Below are 17,047 nucleotides of genomic sequence, written 5' to 3'. Positions count from 1 at the left end.
AGATGACCACGACCACTGCCACGAAGTGCGCGTTGATGATCGACGCGTCCACCACCCAGGACCGTGACGACGCGCTCACCATCACCCCCACCACCTCAGGCTGGGACGTCGCGGTGTTCGTGGCCAACGTCGCCGACCTGGTGCCGACCGGATCGCCAGCAGACCGCACCGCCGCGACCCGGGTGGAAACCCGCTACCGCGCCACGGGCACGGTGCCGATGCTCGGAGCGCAGCTCGAGCACGCCGCAACCCTGTCGCCGACCCACGACCGCGACGCCCTCGCCATCCACCTCCGGGTGAGCGCCGCCGGCGACGTGGCTCTGGCCGGCCTCGACCGCGAGGTCCTCGCGGCGGGGTCGTGTGTAGCGATCACCCACGATCAAGTCACCACGATCCTCGACAACCCCGAGCACGCCCACCACGGGCAGCTGTCGGCGGCCGCGCAGCTGGCGCAGGTGCTCACCGGGCGGCGGCGCGCAGCGGGGGCGTTCGTGGTCTACGACCTCACCCGCGGGCTGGTCTCAAGTGAAGACGGCCGCCTGCTGGCCTTACCGGAGGGCCACAACGCCGCGGCGTATGTGATCGTCCAAGAGTTGATGATCGCCGCGAATACCGTTGTGGCGCAGTACGCCATCGACGCCGAGCTGCCGATCCTGTTCCGCAACCACCTCCGCAACCCCGTCGCACCCGCTGACGTCGACCGGCTCGCCGATTTGGCCGCCGCGCTGTCCACGGTCACCACCACCACCGAACTGGCCGCGTTGCAAGGACAGCTCAACACCGCGATCTCCAAAGCCACCTACGGCGCAACCGTCCGCGGGCACATCGGATTGCAGGTCCCGGCCTACACCCACGCCACCTCCCCGTTGCGGCGCTACGCCGACCTGGTCACCCAACGCCAACTCCTGGCCCACCTCGACAACGCCGAACTGCCCTACACCGCAGAACAGTTGGCCACCATCGCCCACGCCCTGGCCGCGATCACCGCCGAACGTGACGCCGACTCGGAGACAGCGCAGAAAGCCCGCACCCGCCGAGCGAACCAAGCGGCGATCGCCGCCGGCGACCTGTCGCACATGAACGACCGCGAGTTCCTGCGCGTGCTACGCCTGGGCACCCAAGCCGCACCACCGGCATCGGTGGCCACCGAGCTGACCGAACGGGCTACAGCTGGGCGGTTGCACGCCGGGCACATCGCGGTGCTCTACACCACCGATCACCCCGACTGGAAGACACTGCGCGCCACCCTCACTGCACGGCTACGCGCCGAACACGCGTACCTGGCGCCCTCGGCGATCTCGGCACTCCAGCAGATCGACGGCGGACAAATCGTCACCCCCACCCTCGACACCGACACCTTCGGCCCACCCCACCAACGCACCTTCGCCACCCGCGCCCACCTCGAGGACATGACCACCCGCTGGCACACCGGCCCGGTCAAGAAGGCCACCGAGCACGCTGCCCTGTGGGACCTGCTCGACATCATCGGCGGCCACACACCCTCTGCCGACCCCACCACGCCACCACCCGCGCCCGAGTCGACACCGGCGGTGGCGCCGCCGTGCACACCTGCCAACCACACCCCGCCCCCGGCGGCCCCGAGGACCCCCACGCGAACAGGGGCCTGGGATGCGTTCGCGCTACACGCTGCGCTCGGCGGCGACGACGACACCCGGCGCGCGCGCCGCCGCGCCAACGCCCTGAAAAACCCGGTCGGCTGGCTGACCACCCTCGCCCCCACCATCGGCGCCGGCGAACTGCACGTCGACACACACCCCGAGGGCCCACCCCATCAGCGGATGTTCACCGTCACCCTCACCGCCGGACCCGCCCACGGAACCGCAGCCGCACCGAGTATCAAAGCGGCCAAGACCGCTGCCGCCCACGCCGCAGTCACCGGCCTGTTCGACAACCTGCCAGCGGTGGCCGCCACCGCTTCGGACCACGATGGCGGGGCATGAGCACACCCGTCATCCCCGGAGATATCCACACTGCGCCGCTGTATAGCCCCGCCCGGCGACGCGAAAGGGCGCGAACCCCGGCCAGGTCGGCGGCTTCCCTCCGCGTTCCTCACCGGACGTCCGCGCCCGTGCACCCGATACTACAGATAGACTCGAATATGTGTTCGAGGAGTGGTCTGATCGGCGGACGCTGCGGGTGTCATCTCGCAGGACATCGGTGACAGTTCTACATCAAGACATCGGTGACAGTGTTGGGGGTGTAGGTGGTGACACTTCGCCTTGTGGCGGCGCTAGTCAGAGGGCTAACCGTGGGACGTTTGCACGGATGGGTGACAGTCGGGGTGTCGTGCCGCGTTTCCTCCGAGTTGGCCGAACGCACTCGCGTGGCTTGGCATCGGAGGTGCGGTTCTACGATTGCGTCAGGCCTGCTGACTCTGGAGCGCACGCTGGCGAGTACCAGTACCTATGACGATTCGGCCGTCGAGTGTGGCTCGCGTTCATCACTTCCGCCTGGCCTCGGGGGATGAGTCTCGGCAGCTTTCGGGATCTCCTGAGAGTCTGACCGACCGGCGGTCGGATACATCACACTCACGCTCACGCACTAGCGCCCAGTTGAGACCGATGACATTGATATGAGGCTTGTTGCCTGGCCAATCTGGAAGTACCGAGGTCGGACTCCCAGATTGGTTGTTACTCAGCAACCCATTTCGACGTTGGCGCTGAGAAGTCCAGACGTATTGCCCTGGCTAATATTTCGGGCGACGACAGTCTTCGCGTCAGAACATGTCTGCGAGTGCTTTTGTTCCGGTCCAGAGTTCGGCGATCGGTGCGCATGCTACGTCAGGATCGGCTGCGGCTGCGGCCTCTGCTTTCTCTCGGTCGGCGTAGATGTTAACGCGGTTGCAGTAGATGACGCGGATATCTCCGCCGTGGGCGGGAGCGAGGGTGAACCACGCCTCGGGATGGGAGAGGTCATCGAACCCGGTCGGGATGACGGTGAAGGTGATGGTGTCTCCCGATGCCGGACAGACAGTCGACGATGGCGCGAAGGTGCCCAGGATGATCGGAAACATCACGATGTCGCAGACGCACCAGTTGTAGAACCGGCGACCGTAGATCTCGGAGATGTGCACCGCCGAACGCTCATCGCAGATCAGGGAGATCCCCGCACCCACGATGTCGCCGGCAGCGTTGGTTTCGAGGTGGTAGTCACGGTCCTCGAAGTAGCGGATCATGCCCGTGTCCCGGTCGGCCTCGGGCAGCATATCGTCGGCCACCGCCGTCGGCAGAGGGCCGTGTTCCATCAGGTAGTTTGCGATCTTGGCGCCCTCGCGAATGAGTTCCTGACCGGCAGGTGTGCGCCACTTCCGCAGTAGCGCCTGATCAACATCGTGGTACTTCGCCTTCTGTGCCGGGGTCATCGTCATAAGTGATCGCCTTTACTGTGAGCGCGGCGGGGATCTGGTCGGCCGCTCTTGCAAAACCCTACCATACGTATGGTAGGGTCCGGGGGTGGCCACGAAACCGGAGATACTGGATGCGGCGCTGGCGGTGTTCCGGCGCGGTGACGCGTTGACCATTGATGCGGTGGCGCGGTCGGCTGGTCTGACCAAGCCGGGGGTGGTGCACCACTTTGCCACCAAGGAGGTGTTGACGGTCGCGGTCCTCGATCACCTGCTGGACAGGTGGATTCGCGAGCTGACACATCGAGCGGGAGAGCAAGCGAGCGCCGCGGACAGGCTGCGCGCGTACGTCGAATACACCCTCCTGGGCGATATGGATCCCGCTGATCTCGCACTGCTGGCAGAGCCTCGCCTGCGCGACAAACTGTCCGCGCGGTGGGCGCAGCGCATGAATCCGTGGTTCGGAGAAACCGACGATCCCCAGATCGTCGCGGCCAGACTCGTCGCCGACGGGGCATGGATAGACAGATGTCTGGGCATGCTCGAGCTGTCGAGAGCGCAGCGCCTGTCCGTCGTCGAAGTGGTATTCACGCTGATCGACCAGGAGGGGTCGCACACATGAAGTGGTCATTTCTCGCTGTCGCTATTGCCTTGGAAGTCACCGGGTCGCTGTCGTTGAAGGGCGCCCTGGACACACCAGGGTTGTACGCCCTGGTAGCAGCGGGCTACATCGGTTCTTTCCTTGCCCTGTTCGGGTCACTGCGCAACGGCATGAAACTGGGTGTCGGCTACGGAATCTGGGGCGCAAGTGGAGTCGCGTTGACCGCAGTGATGTCTCTCGTCGTGTTCGACGAGCCGATCACCATCGTCATGGGCCTGGGCATCGTCGTGGTGATGGCCGGTGTACTGCTCGTCGAAGTCGGCTCGCAGATCGCTCAAAAGAACGCGGAGGTCACCCAGTGAACGCACTTGCTCTCGTAGCACTCGTCTGCGCAATCCTCGGTGAAGTGGGGGCCACCATCTCCCTGCGTATGGCTACCACCGGCAGCAGAAAGTGGTGGGTCGCGGTCGCCAGCGGTTACATCTTCGCGTTCGCCATGCTCTCGATTGTTCTGGCCGAAGGAGTCGCACTCGGTGTCGCATACGGTATCTGGGCCGCCGCTGGGGTCGCGATCACCGCGGTACTGAGCCGTGTCTTCTTCAAAGAGCCACTGACCTGGATCATGAGTGTCGGTCTCGTCCTCATCGTCGGCGGCGTACTGCTCATCGAACTTGGCGCAGCACACTGACTGACTAGGAACCTGCGGCGAACGCCCGGCGTTGTTCGCGCACACAGCAGTCATTTGTGGTGACAGCCGGGACCGCATCCCCTGCCGCGCGCTCGGTTCTTGCGCTCCTAGGGATATCCCGCGACCCCCTGTTGCAGGGGTAGCAATCAGACCGGCACCCCCGTCTTCGATTCACACGACGACACTCAACGCTCAGGCAGTGCCTGTTAATGAACCCATTGACGAGGAATGATCAAGACCTGTGGATCTGGGAGGGCGTGCCTTTCCGCAAATATGATCCCGGTAGTCACTTGATCAAGTCAGCGTTGCAGCGCTGGCGGAAAGGCACGCCTCGTGCTCACGGTAGTCAACACCAATGAAGGTTCCAACCCGGCCGACGATCAGAGCCGCTCGATCCTCGATGAGATCGTGCGTGACGGCGCCCGACAGATGCTTGCCGCGGCGCTACGCGCGGAGGTGGCCGCCTACATCGACCAGTTCGCCGATCAGGTCGACGAGAACGGGCACCGACTGGTAGTCCGTAACGGGTACCACAACGCGCGGGAGGTGATGACCGCCGCGGGTGCGGTCACGGTGATAGCACCGCGGGTCAATGACAAGCGTGTCGACCCCGAAACCGAGGAGCGGCACAAGTTTTCGTCGAAGATCTTGCCCGCGTGGGCGCGTAAAAGTCCGGAGATCTCCGCGGTGCTGCCGTTGCTGTATCTACATGGGCTGTCCTCGGGTGATTTCGGGCCGGCGCTCGAGCAGTTCCTGGGGTCGGGCGCCGGACTGTCGGCGGCCACGATCACCCGGCTGACCAAGCAATGGCAGAAAGAGGCCGCCGCCTTCGCCGACCGGGCTATCACCGCCGACTATGTGTACCTGTGGGTCGACGGTATCCACCTCAAGGTGCGTTTGGAGCAGGAGAAGCTGTGCCTGCTGGTGATGATCGGGGTCCGCGCCGACGGCAAGAAGGAACTCATCGCAGTCGCTGATGGGTATCGGGAATCGACCGAGTCGTGGGCGGATCTGCTGCGGTCGTGCAAACGCCGCGGCATGCCGGCGCCGGCTCTGGCCGTCGGGGACGGGGCGCTCGGCTTCTGGGCCGCGATCCGGGACGTGTTCCCCGACACGCGTGAGCAACGATGCTGGTTCCACAAACAAGCCAATGTTCTTGCTGCGCTACCGAAATCAGCCCACCCCAACGCGATCAAGGCGATGCAGGAAATCTACAACGCCGAAGACGAACACCACGCCCGCCAAGCGATCACCGCGTTCGAGAAAGCCTACAGCGCCAAGTACCCGAAGGCCGTGGCCAAGATCGTCGATGACGACGACGTGCTACTCGAGTTCTACCGGTACCCGGCCGAACACTGGATACATCTGCGCACCACCAACCCGATCGAGTCCACGTTCGCGACCGTGCGACTGCGGACCAAGGTGACCAAAGGCCCCGGATCACGGGCCGCCGGCATCGCGATGGCCTACAAGTTGATCGAGGCTGCCCAATCGAAATGGCGGGCGGTCAACGCACCGCACCTGGTGAAACTGGTCCGTGACGGCGCCACCTTCGAGAAAGGCAAACTCGTCGAACCCGACCCCAACTCAGACTCCGAGGAGGCCGCCTGAAACTCGCCCATCCACAGGTCTTGACAATAACTCCCCATTGACCCTGTCGTGCGCCTGGCGATCTCGCAGTGGCCTGATGATGCACCGCGCGGGGCGGTCTCGACGTTCTGCGCCGAACACGGGATATCCCGAAAGTCGTTCTACAAGTTGCGTAAACGAGCGAAAGAAGAGGGGCCCTCGGCGGTCCTCGAACCTCGTACTCGCCGCCCGAAGTCGAGCCCGTCAGCGTTGAGCGATGACGTCAAGTTACAGGCGGTGGCCGTGCGTGCCGCCCTGGAGGCGTCGGGTCTGGATCACGGACCGATCAGCGTGCACGACAAGATGCAGTCGATGGGGCTGGTGCAGGTGCCCTCGACGGCCTCGCTGGCGCGGATCTTCCGCGAGGCCGGTGTCGCGCGGCACGAGCCGAGGAAGAAACCGCGTTCGGCGTGGCGGCGGTTCGTCTACCCGGCGCCGAATGCGTGCTGGCAACTCGATGGCACCGATTACGTTCTCACCGGTGGCCGCAGATGCGTCATCCTGCAGCTCATCGACGATCACTCGCGCTACGCCGTGGGCTCGCACGTGGCCGCAGGCGAAACCGCTGACGCCGCGATCGCCGTGTTCGACAAAGCCGTAGCTGCCCACGGAGTACCCCAACGGCTGCTCACCGACAACGGGCCCGCGCTCAACCCCTCGCGCCGCGGCCGCCTCGGCCAACTCGTCGCACACGTCCGCGCGCTCGGGGTAGAAACGATCACCGGCAAGCCCTACAAGCCCACCACGCAGGGCAAGAACGAACGTTTCCACCAGACGCTGTTCCGCTACCTGGATAAGCAACCGTTGGCCGACACCCTGGCCGAGCTGCAAGCCCAGGTCGATTCGTTCGATCACATCTACAACACCCAGCGACCTCATCAAGGCCTGCCGGGGCGGGTCACACCGCTGACCGCCTGGCAAGCAACAGCGAAAGTCGACGCGCCGCACCCGATCGCCGGTGCACTGCTGTTCGATCGGCCGACCCCGCGACCGCGGCCCGCGCCCCGGCCACCCACCGATCTGCCCGAGGGTGTCCTGGTCAGGACCGTCAGCACCTCGGGCACTATCAGCGTGGACACAGTGACCTACATGGTCGACGTGGACTACGCCTTCGACCAGGTCCTCGTCGCCGCCGACGACAGCACGATCGTCATCGCCAGCACCGACGGCGAAGTCCTTGTCGAACATCCCCGACCGGCTCCCGGAGTCAGCTACGTCGGCAACCGCCGACCTCGCGGCCCGCGTCCCACGAAGACCAGACCGTCACCGAAGTCCTGATGCACCAAGTGTCACCGATGTCCTGACGCAGAACTGTCACCGATGTCCCGATACATCACAGGCGGACGCTGCGGGTGTTCGACCCGCCGCGCCCGGTGTGGGTCGACATGGCCGCGGCGGGCATCTCAGGCGGGTTCACCCCGGCCAACACGGTCCCGCTGCGAGTCCGCACCGGCGGCGCGCGCCTCGAGCAACGCATGCAGGGCTGGCAGCACGCCTGGCTCCAAACCAGCCAAGGCAGATGGGTCGCGGTGGTCTCGGTGCACGTGGCCAGCGCCAACGAGCAATCCCAAGCCTCGATCCCGCTCACGGTCGCCGCGGCGGCAATCCGTCCCGCCGAGCCGGCGGCGAACATTCCACCGGCCGGCACCACCGACGACGTCTGTGCGCGTGAGCGACGGTAGCCGGAATCTGCTGCTACAGTGTGGAGGGTGCGTTGAACCGACGCAACATCGGGCCGTCGAGGCCAACCTAGTCGATAGGGGTACGTTTCATGTCTCTGCCTACTTTTGCATCGGCCGGGTTTCCGGGCGGTAAGCGAGCATTGCTGGTGAAGCCGGCAGTCGCGGCTGCGCGTCTGGGGGTGTCGCGCGGGTCGTTCGACAAGCTCCTGGCCTCGGGCATTCTGCCCAATCCGACGCCGGCCGATTTCGTCGACGCACTCGCTGCCCGCCCGCAGTTACAGGTGGTCGACGGGGAACTGACGGTGCTGCGGACCGCGGCCCGCGCCGAGGCCTACGACGCCGACCGGGAATGGATCGGGTTCCACGTCGAGCACACCGACGACGAGCTGGAAGCGACGTCGCTGCGGTGGTGGCGCTCGGATGCGGACAAGGTGTGCGACAACCGGCTGTACGCGGTGACGGTCGCGACGATCCCGGTCGCGGTGTACGAGATCACCGGCGTCATCGACACCGAGCAGCGCACCACCGAGACGGGCCTGCGATACCACTACAGCGGTCGGCTGTTGGCCCGGCTTGGTGGGCCGCGCCCACGAAGCGTGGCCGACTACACCGTCGCCGGACCCTCGATCGAGGACCTGGCCGGGATCCGGATCGGTGAGGACGACGAGCTTTACGAGCGGACCCGTCAGATCATGGCCAGCCGGATCGCGGTCGACAGTGGAGGGCCGATCGGCTACCTCGAGGCCACGACCGCGGCGAGCAAGTGACAGGGGACGGCTCATGACCGAGAACATCGAATCTGTCGGCGGGATCAGCGATCGCCGCGCCCCCAAGCGCGACCGCGCCGCCCTCGGGGACCTGACCCTCATCGTGCGACCACCCGGGCGGCCGGCGCAGACCCGCGCGTTCACCGACGCCGAGCGCGCCGCCGCGGACGCGTACGCGCGGGAAACCGGCGCCAGCGTCGAGCACCTCGGCACGGCGTGAGCACGGTGATGGGTCGATGACCGCGTACCTGTGGGGTGTGGCGACTCTTCCCGCGATCGCCTACCTGGCCTTCGGCCCGGTCTTCGGCTGGCACCTGTGGAAGGAGTACCGGCACACCGAGCACTGGCAGCACCAGTCGCCGTGGGTTCCGGCGCCGTTCTACACCCGTAATCGGTGGACCGTAGGCGCCTTGGCGATCCTGGCCGCTGTCGGACTGTGGCCACTGGTGGCGGCAGCGGGGCGGTTCAGCGACTGGAATTGGCGACGTCGGCACAATGCCGCGGCCCGCCAGTCGCGGCCGGCGTCCACCTCGAGCACGACGGTGGCCGGCTGATGGTCTGCGATCCTCGTTTCCGCCTGGCCCGGGTGTATCGCCGCACCCCCGCGGCGCTGGAGGTGCTGGCCGAGGTGCAAGCCGCGATCGACACCATCGACACCATCGACACCGGGTCCATCCCGTGGCCCGATAAGCGTCTGACCGTGTTGAGGACCGCGCATTCCCGCACCACCGGACACCCGTTGCCGGCGCGGTGGCGGCAGCTGCTGCGCGCCGCCGCACGGTGCTCGGATCTGCCGGCGTCGGGTGAGCTGGTCGCCCCCGGGGCGTTGCCGCATGTGTGGCCGTATCTGCGTGCCGCCGAACACGATCTGCCGTGGCAATTGGCCGTGGTGCTCGATGAGTGCTTCACCGAGCGTGAGTGCATCGGCATCGGCACCGGTCGGGTCGTGTTCACCGACGGGCCGGACCGGGTGCTCAAAGTCCCGTTCACCACCGTTGGTGTCACCGCCAACCGGATCGAAGCCTCGGCCGCGGCGGACAGCTTGTCGACAGTGGTGCCGATCGCGCCGTGCCAGCTGGTCGCCCACCCCGGCGTGCCCGTCGATCTGCCGTTGCTGTCGATGGCGCGGGTGCACATCCCGACCGTCGTCGACGTCGACCGACTCCCGGAGTGGGCCGGTGAGGTCGACGACCGCCAACTCGGCCTGCACGAGGGTCGCTGGGTGGCCTACGACCTCGGCGACACCACCACGGCGTGAGGCGGGAGAATATGACTTTCGCTGTCGGACACCGCGTACGCACCATCGACCTGCTGTCGTCGTTCCGTGACGCCGAGGGCCGACGGTGCGCGTTGGCCGGGAAAGTGACCGCACTCGACGACGGTGATGTGCAGGTCGCAATCAGCGCCCCCAGGGGCTGGGCGGGCAAGACGATGACGTTCTCCCCAGACCTGATTGAGCACATCGACTGACGGCGCCGCGGCCGTCAGATTGCCGTCATCTGAGCGCTGTCGGCGGCCGACCGCCGATAAGGGGACCGGCCAGCTTTTCGAGAGGACCGCCGCGGCTACCCCAGCCCTGATCGTGCGCCCGCCGGGATGGCTGGGCGCCTGTGTTGACGTCCCCGCGATGGGCATCATCATGCCGAGGCCTATGGGGTATACGTGGGAGTATACTGACTGTATATGCAGAAGACATGCGACGCGGTGTGGCATGAGAAGGGAACAGCGATGTCGACAAAGGTCAGGCGTGGACGTCCGAAGGACCCCATTGGTGAGGAGCTGCGGAGGGTGGGGGCTCAGAAGCGAGTGGCTGATTTTCGTGAGCGGCAGAAGATCGTTGAGGCGGCTATGGCTGGGGTGAACCAGAACGTCATCGCGGAGTCGTTGGAGGTGTCGCAACCGCACATCAGTCGTCTGTTGGCGGCAGTCAAGCGGCAGAACGCCGGGGCGTTGCGGGAGATCCCGCGCACCGCGTTGGACATCATCACTGAGCGCGATGCTGGCGTTATCAACGATGAGCAGATGATGCAGGCGCTCAAGGAACTCGACTACACCGATGGGCATGTCCCTAAGGTCAATGGCGTCGCCACCGACGCCTATGTGCGTGGTAGCTGGGACGATATCGAGTTCGCTTTCCAGCGCGACCGTCTCACCTTCGATCAGTACTCCGAGCTGTTCGCAGCTCGCCGCGACCGGCAGCGCAACGCTGCATCTGACGCCGGGTGAGTGCTGACGATGAGCTGCGCAACGCGGTAGCCGCCGAACTTGCTGCCCTGACCGCACACGGCGGCCCTGCGGGTACCTGGAGTTCCCGGGCTACCGCTCAGCAGTTTGCGGACGATCCATTGCGCGCCCGGGTGCGCAAGGACATCATCACTGACTACCTCGTCGACGAGCTGGCGCCTGGCGGGGGCGTGCGTGAGGCGGTGATCACCGCTGGTGTTCCCGGCGCGGGAAAGTCGACGGCGGTCAACGCGATCCTGGGCGCCGATGCATCGCAGTACCGGCGCGTGGACGCCGACGAGATCAAAGACGCACTGCTCGAGGACGCAGTCGCCAGCAATCTCTATGCGGACCTGCTGGGAAGACGGCTCGCCGACGACAAGCCCGTAGCGCCGCGCGAGCTGGCGGCCCTGGTGCATGTCGAGTCGACCCAGATCTCCGATGCGGTCCGCCGCCACGTCCTCACGAGCGGCGAGCCGATCATCATCGAGGGCACCCTGACGTGGCCCGGGCTGGGGAACATTCTGCTCACCGAGCTCCAGGACGCCGACTACACCCACGTCCGGGTGATCCTGGTTGAGGTGCCCGAACAGATCGCGCAGGAACGGGCCTTGGATCGATGGTGGCGGGTGCGCCGCGACGGAGGTGACGCGCTCGGTGGGCGGTTCACCCCGCCCGACGTCATCGCCAGCTACTACGGGTCCGATGGGATCAGCGTGTCCCGCGCCAACGCCGAGACGCTTGTCCGTGATGCCGCCGGCTACGACCTCACAGCAGAGCTGGAGGTGTGGTCGGAGTGACCGACGGCTGCGTCCAACGACCGCGACCGCGGGGCCGGGGAATACCAGGCCGCCAACGTGTGATGTAGAACACATGCGAGTGTTGGTCGAAATCGCCGGTTCTCCCGCCTAGGAGGTAGGAGGTCGACACAGAAACGGAGCGACCTCCCTCGAAACACGAAGGAGAACCGCGCCATGACCGACCACATCGAACCCAGCGACGACGGCACTGAGGGCCCGGACCAGAAGAACGTGGACCAGGGTGCTGCCGAGACCGAAGGGCCTGCCGACCCGTCTACGACCCGCCCTGATTACCGGGCTGCGTCGCGAGGTCCGATCACGCCGGGCATGGATGCCGCGGCTCGTGGCCTGCGCCAGTTCATGGCGAGTTCGGCCTACGACGACGTCCTGCGAGCGATCCGCCGGCACGCGATGCCCGAGACCCCGAAGCTGCTGCCGGATGTGGTGGTGCCGAAGGTGTTCCCGGATGTCGTGGTGCCCAAGCTCCTCCCGCCGATGCCGAAGGTGTTCCCGGATGTGGTGGTGCCGGGGGTGGACGTGCAGAAGCTGTTCAACAATGTCTCTCCGCAGGTGCACGCTGCCAGCGCGATGAAGATCAATTCGTTGCTGCCCAAGATCGGGTTGCCGCACCAGGCTCAGGTCGCCGCGGTCGCACGATCGGTGTCGGAGATGGTCAGCGGTCACCTCGTGATTCCGGACTTGTCGGCGGGGCTCCTCGGCGGCGGCGTGCTGGCGGGGATGCAGGAGAGCATCGTCTCTCTGTTCCGGGACTGGCACACCCTGGCCGGGGCCGGTCACCGTCTCGCACGGCTCGCACTATGGGCAGCGCGCGGTGCCCGCAACGCGGTCCTGCACGGTGACACCGAGGCGGTGAAGGCCTTCGCCCGGGATTGGTTGGAGTTCGCGCGGCTGCCCGCGACGATGCTCGAGGCGGTCATCGCCGCGCTGCTCGAGCCGGGCTGGGATACGACGCCGATGGACGACGACACGCTGATCAAGCATCTGCGTGCGCGCAGCAAGGCCAACCACAACCTGTGGCGCCCGAGTGACGAGACCCAGATCGGTGGCCGGTTCGTGCGGCCCTTCGATGCGCGGGTGACCGCCGATGGGCTCAGCCTCCTGGATATCACCCCGGCCCCGGATACGAAGCTGGCCGAGACCTACACCGACCCTCGGCTGCGGGACGTTCTGAGCCACTTCTCCGAGATCGAGATCGCCATCATCGAGGTGCATGCCGATGGTGGGTGCAGCTGGGCCTCGGCCGCGACCCTGTGCGGTCAGCCCACCGAACTCGGGGAGAGCATCCGCCGGCGCCTGAACCGCCGCAAGGCGCAGGTCGAAGCCCGCCGCGGACCCCGGACTGCTGCGGGTTAGGGCCGGACCCCGGGCTGCGTGGATAGCGCGGCCCGGGCCCCGGGGCGGTGGGAAGGTGAGACGGGCGCTGACCTCACGATTGGGCCTCGCGCGGGTGAGGCCGATTGTCGGATCGATGCAGCATGATCGCTCTGATCGGACTTAGCGAGCGCATGCGGGGGAACAAACGAGATGTCGGCTAGCGACGCGGTGAACTCTTGGACGGTATGGGATGGCACCTGGCACATCGCTATTGCTGCTGTGGTGACCGGGTTGGTTCTGGGGGTCGCGCTTTTCGTCTTCGGGCTCGGTGAGTCACCGGTACCGCAGATCGACAACGGCACGCTGAGGGGCTGGTCGTGGACCGCGGCGATTGTCGCAGGCTGTGCGACGGGATACCCGGTAGGTCACCACCTGGGAGTTCCTGTACTGCTTGTCGCGCTGCTCATCGCGAGTGGGGTGGGATTGGGCGGGGCGGTGTGGGGTCTGCGGCGAACGCGTTTGGCGTTGGCGCCCTACAGTGTCGGCGCACGGCTCCATAACGGTGGTCTTGTGCCGTGGCCTCTGCTGGGCGTGTGTGCTGCATCAGTGGTGACCGTGACTGTCGCAGTGAGCTTGATCGACTACTTGTTTCCACTCTCTTCGCTGGTGGAGGAACTTCTGAACAGATAGGGCCCGACGATTCTGTTGTTGCGGACGTAGTTGAGGAAGAACTCGCGTTCCAGGAGGTCGTCGAGGTGATTTGTGGTGTCGATGATGGCTCCGTTGTGGGCGGCTAGGTTCTCGCGTGCTGGCCACCGGCCGAACCGGCGCAGTTCGTCTGCGGTGATGCCTTGTGCTCGCCACTCGGGGGCGGGAAGTAGGAATCCGTCGCTGGTGTAGACGGGTGTGCTGTCGGACCATGTTGTGTAGCAGCTGATGCGTTTTCGCCGGTCACGTTCCGAGCCTCTGACGCGGCGGCGATAGATCCCGATGATCACTGCACTGGGTGCGTGCCAGGAGCCAGCCTCGGCGGGGAAGTCTGTGTCGATGTCGACTGTGCCTTCGGGCCGTACCTCATAGACGGTTCCGTGTCGTGCATCGGGGAAAGGGGTGTGTGCGTAGCGCAGCGCCCAACCGATGGCGAAAGAGGTGTTGGTGGTCAGATACACGCGGCCGGTGTCGGTGGGGTCGATCGTCGAGTGAATCGCCTTGTCGTAGTTGTCGTCAGGGAGTTGCGAGCGAGGGATGATGCGGTCGCCCACCGCGAGCCCGGGTGCGCCACCATGCCAGAACCTCAGGGAATCTGAGCCCATGCCGCGCAGGGTAGCGGATGGTAAATCCGCTGCCGTGACGGCGCAGGTCGGCCTGGTCGCGCCTACCCGGACGGCTTTCGCTTCAGGTCCCCCGGGGAGAGTGGCTACGCCATTTGCGACCACCACGTGATCGTGGCCGCTGCAATGAGCAGGGGGCGCGGCAGCTGGACGGACGCGATGAGTAGTACGAGTCGCAGAGTGGCAGGCCATCCGTGTTCGGCGGCGGTCTGGGCGAGGACGGTGATCATGTGACGAAGGTTCATGCGCAGCATCGTCGCCAACCGGGCCATGCCTCGTCACCCCGGTTCCGGGCCACTGATGGCGGTACATAAAGCCATTGATGGCGGGGGATACTGACATAACACCTTCTATGTCTAAGTTCCGCCATCAGTGGCCCCGCTAACGGTGTACAAATTGGATATGCAGAAGGGTTGGGGAGTGCTCGCTGCGAAGTTCACTCCGGAGGAGCAAGAGAAGTCCAGGCGTCAGTCGGAATGGCGTGAGCGTGCGGAGGCCAGCGCGCGAGCAGCGGCAGGTACGCGACTGAAGGACCTGGACGCTAACGAGTCAGGAATCGCGCGGGCAGTGGAAACGTACGGCGTCCTTGATCGCGGTGACCTGACGGATGTTCGCATCAGGTCGGAGTTTGTGCATCTGGGCAAGGGGGTCCGAACGACCGGTGAGCGTGATGCGACATGGGATCGTGAGCGTGACATTGCGTCACGACCCCCGATGACCAAACTCATCGCTGCGGCCGGGAGCCGGGCGCTGCCGCTGTACCTGACTGCGCTCTACCTCGCGCAACTCCAACCCCACGCGAGCACCCGGGCGTTCGTGAACGAGCTGCCGAACACGCCGCGGCGAGGGTCGCCGGCTTGCTGGGTGGACCTTGGGGGTATGCGGTTGACCAGTGATCGCCCACGAAGCCCGTCGGACAATCGACGTCGCTGGCGTCGATCCCTCACCACCGCGATCGACTCTCTCGTCGACTACCGGCTCGTCTCGCTGACCAAACCGCCCGGCCGTGCCGGCGGTTATGACCAGTTCCAAATCCTGAGGGAGGACGGCACTCAGCGGCCGTATGTGGCTGCGGGTGAGGGGGCCGCGCCGAAGACTGTGGTCCGCGTGCCCAGTGCGTTCTTCTACAACGGCTGGCACCTCGCTCTCACGCCGGCTGAAATCGCGACCCTGCTCGTCATCGCGGACAGGACGGAGCGGTTCAGAGCGACCCGTCGCACAGACGCAGTAGGTGATGCCGGCGTAGACCTCAAGGAGTCAGTCAGGTGGAGCGAGTATGGGTTGAGTGATGAGGCGTACAACTCGGTGCACATGCTTCACCAACTCGGGCTCATCGGCCTGATCGACCCCATGCCGGACCGCGCCCGCCCGCTGACGGTCGGGCGAACAGTGACTCATGCGGATGGCAGCACATCAATGGTGTTCGAGAACCGATCGCGCATCCCGTTCCGGCTCATCTATCCCCCCGAAGGCCGGCGCGTAGATGATCTTTTCAACGAGCGGGCTTTCGACGTCGTGAGGCAGGCCGTGGCCGACCGTACGACGTGATCGTGGTCCGGCAAGTCAGACCCGTCGATCAAACGGTCAACACTTTTCCGGCTGGCCGTCTCCTGTCCGGCGCCAGTCGACCCCTCCGATCCGGTAGAAGATCGTGGACGACTTCGATCTCAGTTCTCGTCCGCTGAACTCTTCGTCCGGAGCGGAAAATGGGTCGGTGTCCATGGTGATCCTCTTCGATTCGCCTGCTGCGATGGGAGCGAACGAATCCCAAGCGCGCTGCGGGCGGACGCCGTCTACGGAGGTGCCCTGCCAGCTCACGGGTTCTGTGGTGTCGTTGGAGATCTCGACGTGCACAGACTGCATCACCTTTTCGCCAGGCTGCCCGTAACCGCCTCCACCCAGCAGTCGATAGCGCACACCGCGCGCGAGTGCCTGCTCGTTTTCCAGGCGGTCTCTGACCCGTGCTTCGGTCTCGGCACGGAAGACGTGGATGGCCCAGAGGATGGTCGCGATGGTCGCGATCGCGCCGACCCAAGTACCCGCCGCCCCCGCGGTCTCAGGTGACAACTCCGCAGTGACCAGCCACCCGAGGGCGAAACCCACCCCAAGGCCACTCACCGCTATGACCCAGGCGTCCCCGCGTAATCGTCTCCAAATTCTCTGTCCCACCGACCTATTCTGTCCCACCCCTTGAAGGTCTTGGTGAACTGGTGATCGCCCCTCGAGTGTTGATGCCGGCGCCAGGATGACGCAGCTGCGCCCCAACCGTGGTGGCTGAGGCGCAGCGGGAGGTTCTGTATCTGGTCAGTAGGCGTTGGGGTTGCCGCTCTTACGCCACAACTTCCGGGCCCCCACCACAAAGTCGCGGCCTCGGGCGCTAATGCTCAGGAAGTTGTCGAACTCGTAGGCGAACCGGAACTCCGGCTGGTCCTGCTTGCCGGTGGAGACCGGGTCGAGTGCTTCGATGGTCAGCTTGTTGATGGCGGACCAGGGATAGAAGTGGATGGCGGGCTTTGCCTCGGCCTCACCGGTCACGTACACGATTCCGCGTTCGGTCGCGATGTAGGTCTGCCAGAGATCGTTGGGAAGGTGGGCCGTGTAGTGGGGGGGAGTCCGATACGGCTGCG

The 17,047-nt window shown here is 65.6% G+C and carries 20 protein-coding genes and 1 pseudogene; 16 read left to right on the top strand and 5 right to left on the bottom strand.

The genetic code is table 11. The features are described from left to right. The first annotated feature begins 2 nt into the window (after positions 1-2). The gene (locus tag M4D77_RS11965; protein WP_259936286.1) at positions 3-1,961 is read left to right on the top strand and encodes a ribonuclease catalytic domain-containing protein; all 1,959 of its coding nucleotides are present in this window, start codon (positions 3-5) and stop codon (positions 1,959-1,961) included. Positions 1,962-2,737: 776 nt separating this feature from the next. Here the strand turns inward: M4D77_RS11965 and merB are convergent. Beyond that, positions 2,738-3,382 (bottom strand): organomercurial lyase, encoded by a 645-nt coding sequence (gene merB, locus M4D77_RS11960; RefSeq protein WP_247452260.1) that lies wholly within the window; start codon positions 3,380-3,382, stop codon positions 2,738-2,740. 91 nt (positions 3,383-3,473) lie between these two features. Between merB and M4D77_RS11955 the strand changes: the two genes are divergently transcribed. The 14 genes and pseudogenes from M4D77_RS11955 (at position 3,474) to M4D77_RS11890 (ending at position 13,128) form a co-directional block, all read left to right on the top strand. After that, positions 3,474-3,986 (top strand): TetR/AcrR family transcriptional regulator, encoded by a 513-nt coding sequence (locus M4D77_RS11955; protein WP_259936285.1) that lies wholly within the window; start codon positions 3,474-3,476, stop codon positions 3,984-3,986. Beyond that, positions 3,983-4,327, top strand: coding sequence for a multidrug efflux SMR transporter (locus M4D77_RS11950; RefSeq protein WP_247452258.1), 345 nt, complete (start codon positions 3,983-3,985; stop codon positions 4,325-4,327). The genes M4D77_RS11955 and M4D77_RS11950 overlap by 4 nt, the downstream gene beginning before the upstream one ends. Beyond that, the gene (locus M4D77_RS11945; protein WP_247452257.1) at positions 4,324-4,653 is read left to right on the top strand and encodes a multidrug efflux SMR transporter; all 330 of its coding nucleotides are present in this window, start codon (positions 4,324-4,326) and stop codon (positions 4,651-4,653) included. Before M4D77_RS11950 ends, M4D77_RS11945 begins: the two co-directional genes overlap by 4 nt. Before the next feature lie 333 nt (positions 4,654-4,986). Then, on the top strand, positions 4,987-6,264 hold the full coding sequence (locus tag M4D77_RS11940) for an IS256 family transposase (RefSeq protein ID WP_259936284.1): 1,278 nt from the start codon (positions 4,987-4,989) through the stop codon (positions 6,262-6,264). 36 nt (positions 6,265-6,300) lie between these two features. Next, positions 6,301-7,586 (top strand): annotated as a pseudogene (locus M4D77_RS11935) (integrase core domain-containing protein). A 48-nt stretch (positions 7,587-7,634) separates the two neighbouring features. Further along, positions 7,635-7,964 carry a hypothetical protein gene (locus M4D77_RS11930; protein ID WP_259936283.1) on the top strand — a complete coding sequence of 110 codons (330 nt, stop codon included), beginning with the start codon at positions 7,635-7,637 and terminating at the stop codon, positions 7,962-7,964. 146 nt (positions 7,965-8,110) lie between these two features. Further along, positions 8,111-8,731 (top strand): hypothetical protein, encoded by a 621-nt coding sequence (locus tag M4D77_RS11925; protein ID WP_259936281.1) that lies wholly within the window; start codon positions 8,111-8,113, stop codon positions 8,729-8,731. 13 nt (positions 8,732-8,744) lie between these two features. Continuing rightward, on the top strand, positions 8,745-8,951 hold the full coding sequence (locus tag M4D77_RS11920) for a hypothetical protein (RefSeq protein WP_259936280.1): 207 nt from the start codon (positions 8,745-8,747) through the stop codon (positions 8,949-8,951). Positions 8,952-8,967: 16 nt separating this feature from the next. Beyond that, positions 8,968-9,285 (top strand): hypothetical protein, encoded by a 318-nt coding sequence (locus tag M4D77_RS11915; protein WP_259936279.1) that lies wholly within the window; start codon positions 8,968-8,970, stop codon positions 9,283-9,285. Continuing rightward, the gene (locus M4D77_RS11910; protein ID WP_259936278.1) at positions 9,285-9,989 is read left to right on the top strand and encodes a hypothetical protein; all 705 of its coding nucleotides are present in this window, start codon (positions 9,285-9,287) and stop codon (positions 9,987-9,989) included. Before M4D77_RS11915 ends, M4D77_RS11910 begins: the two co-directional genes overlap by 1 nt. 11 nt (positions 9,990-10,000) lie before the next feature. Further along, positions 10,001-10,201 (top strand): hypothetical protein, encoded by a 201-nt coding sequence (locus tag M4D77_RS11905; protein ID WP_259936277.1) that lies wholly within the window; start codon positions 10,001-10,003, stop codon positions 10,199-10,201. A 318-nt stretch (positions 10,202-10,519) separates the two neighbouring features. Beyond that, entirely contained in the window at positions 10,520-10,957 is a 438-nt protein-coding gene (locus M4D77_RS11900) for a hypothetical protein (protein WP_259936276.1), read from the top strand. Continuing rightward, positions 10,954-11,754, top strand: coding sequence for a zeta toxin family protein (locus M4D77_RS11895; protein WP_259936275.1), 801 nt, complete (start codon positions 10,954-10,956; stop codon positions 11,752-11,754). The genes M4D77_RS11900 and M4D77_RS11895 overlap by 4 nt, the downstream gene beginning before the upstream one ends. A gap of 174 nt (positions 11,755-11,928) precedes the next feature. Beyond that, a complete protein-coding gene (locus tag M4D77_RS11890) occupies positions 11,929-13,128 on the top strand; it encodes a hypothetical protein (protein WP_259936274.1) in 1,200 nt (399 codons plus the stop codon). A gap of 602 nt (positions 13,129-13,730) precedes the next feature. On the opposite strand, the gene M4D77_RS11885 is transcribed toward M4D77_RS11890, so the two are convergent. Beyond that, entirely contained in the window at positions 13,731-14,351 is a 621-nt protein-coding gene (locus tag M4D77_RS11885) for a hypothetical protein (protein ID WP_259936273.1), read from the bottom strand. A gap of 155 nt (positions 14,352-14,506) precedes the next feature. Beyond that, positions 14,507-14,665 (bottom strand): hypothetical protein, encoded by a 159-nt coding sequence (locus M4D77_RS11880; RefSeq protein WP_259936272.1) that lies wholly within the window; start codon positions 14,663-14,665, stop codon positions 14,507-14,509. A gap of 469 nt (positions 14,666-15,134) precedes the next feature. Here M4D77_RS11880 and M4D77_RS11875 point away from each other — a divergent pair, with 469 nt between their 5' ends. Continuing rightward, positions 15,135-15,968 (top strand): hypothetical protein, encoded by an 834-nt coding sequence (locus M4D77_RS11875; RefSeq protein WP_259936271.1) that lies wholly within the window; start codon positions 15,135-15,137, stop codon positions 15,966-15,968. Positions 15,969-16,004: 36 nt separating this feature from the next. On the opposite strand, the gene M4D77_RS11870 is transcribed toward M4D77_RS11875, so the two are convergent. Next, the gene (locus tag M4D77_RS11870; protein WP_259936270.1) at positions 16,005-16,523 is read right to left on the bottom strand and encodes a hypothetical protein; all 519 of its coding nucleotides are present in this window, start codon (positions 16,521-16,523) and stop codon (positions 16,005-16,007) included. A 201-nt stretch (positions 16,524-16,724) separates the two neighbouring features. Continuing rightward, the coding region (locus M4D77_RS11865) for a hypothetical protein (protein WP_259936269.1) at positions 16,725-17,047 on the bottom strand (323 nt) is incomplete at its 5' end.

This window comes from Gordonia sp. p3-SID1431 (genome assembly GCF_025143765.1).
In the GTDB taxonomy this organism is placed as follows: Bacteria; Actinomycetota; Actinomycetes; order Mycobacteriales; family Mycobacteriaceae; genus Gordonia; species Gordonia hongkongensis.
Note: the sequence above shows the minus strand (reverse complement) of the source record. Positions and strands in the feature narration are given on the sequence as shown.

What these genes read in the sequence shown, in the direction of transcription:
- merB (WP_247452260.1), bottom strand. Translation starts at nt 3,382, where the DNA reads ATGACCCCGGCACAGAAGGCGAAGTACCACGATGTTGATCAGGCGCTA.
- M4D77_RS11875 (WP_259936271.1), top strand. Translation starts at nt 15,135, where the DNA reads ATGACCAAACTCATCGCTGCGGCCGGGAGCCGGGCGCTGCCGCTGTAC.
- M4D77_RS11890 (WP_259936274.1), top strand. Translation starts at nt 11,929, where the DNA reads ATGACCGACCACATCGAACCCAGCGACGACGGCACTGAGGGCCCGGAC.
- M4D77_RS11910 (WP_259936278.1), top strand. Translation starts at nt 9,285, where the DNA reads ATGGTCTGCGATCCTCGTTTCCGCCTGGCCCGGGTGTATCGCCGCACC.
- M4D77_RS11880 (WP_259936272.1), bottom strand. Translation starts at nt 14,665, where the DNA reads ATGAACCTTCGTCACATGATCACCGTCCTCGCCCAGACCGCCGCCGAA.
- M4D77_RS11965 (WP_259936286.1), top strand. Translation starts at nt 3, where the DNA reads ATGACCACGACCACTGCCACGAAGTGCGCGTTGATGATCGACGCGTCC.
- M4D77_RS11950 (WP_247452258.1), top strand. Translation starts at nt 3,983, where the DNA reads ATGAAGTGGTCATTTCTCGCTGTCGCTATTGCCTTGGAAGTCACCGGG.
- M4D77_RS11920 (WP_259936280.1), top strand. Translation starts at nt 8,745, where the DNA reads ATGACCGAGAACATCGAATCTGTCGGCGGGATCAGCGATCGCCGCGCC.
- M4D77_RS11915 (WP_259936279.1), top strand. Translation starts at nt 8,968, where the DNA reads ATGACCGCGTACCTGTGGGGTGTGGCGACTCTTCCCGCGATCGCCTAC.
- M4D77_RS11905 (WP_259936277.1), top strand. Translation starts at nt 10,001, where the DNA reads ATGACTTTCGCTGTCGGACACCGCGTACGCACCATCGACCTGCTGTCG.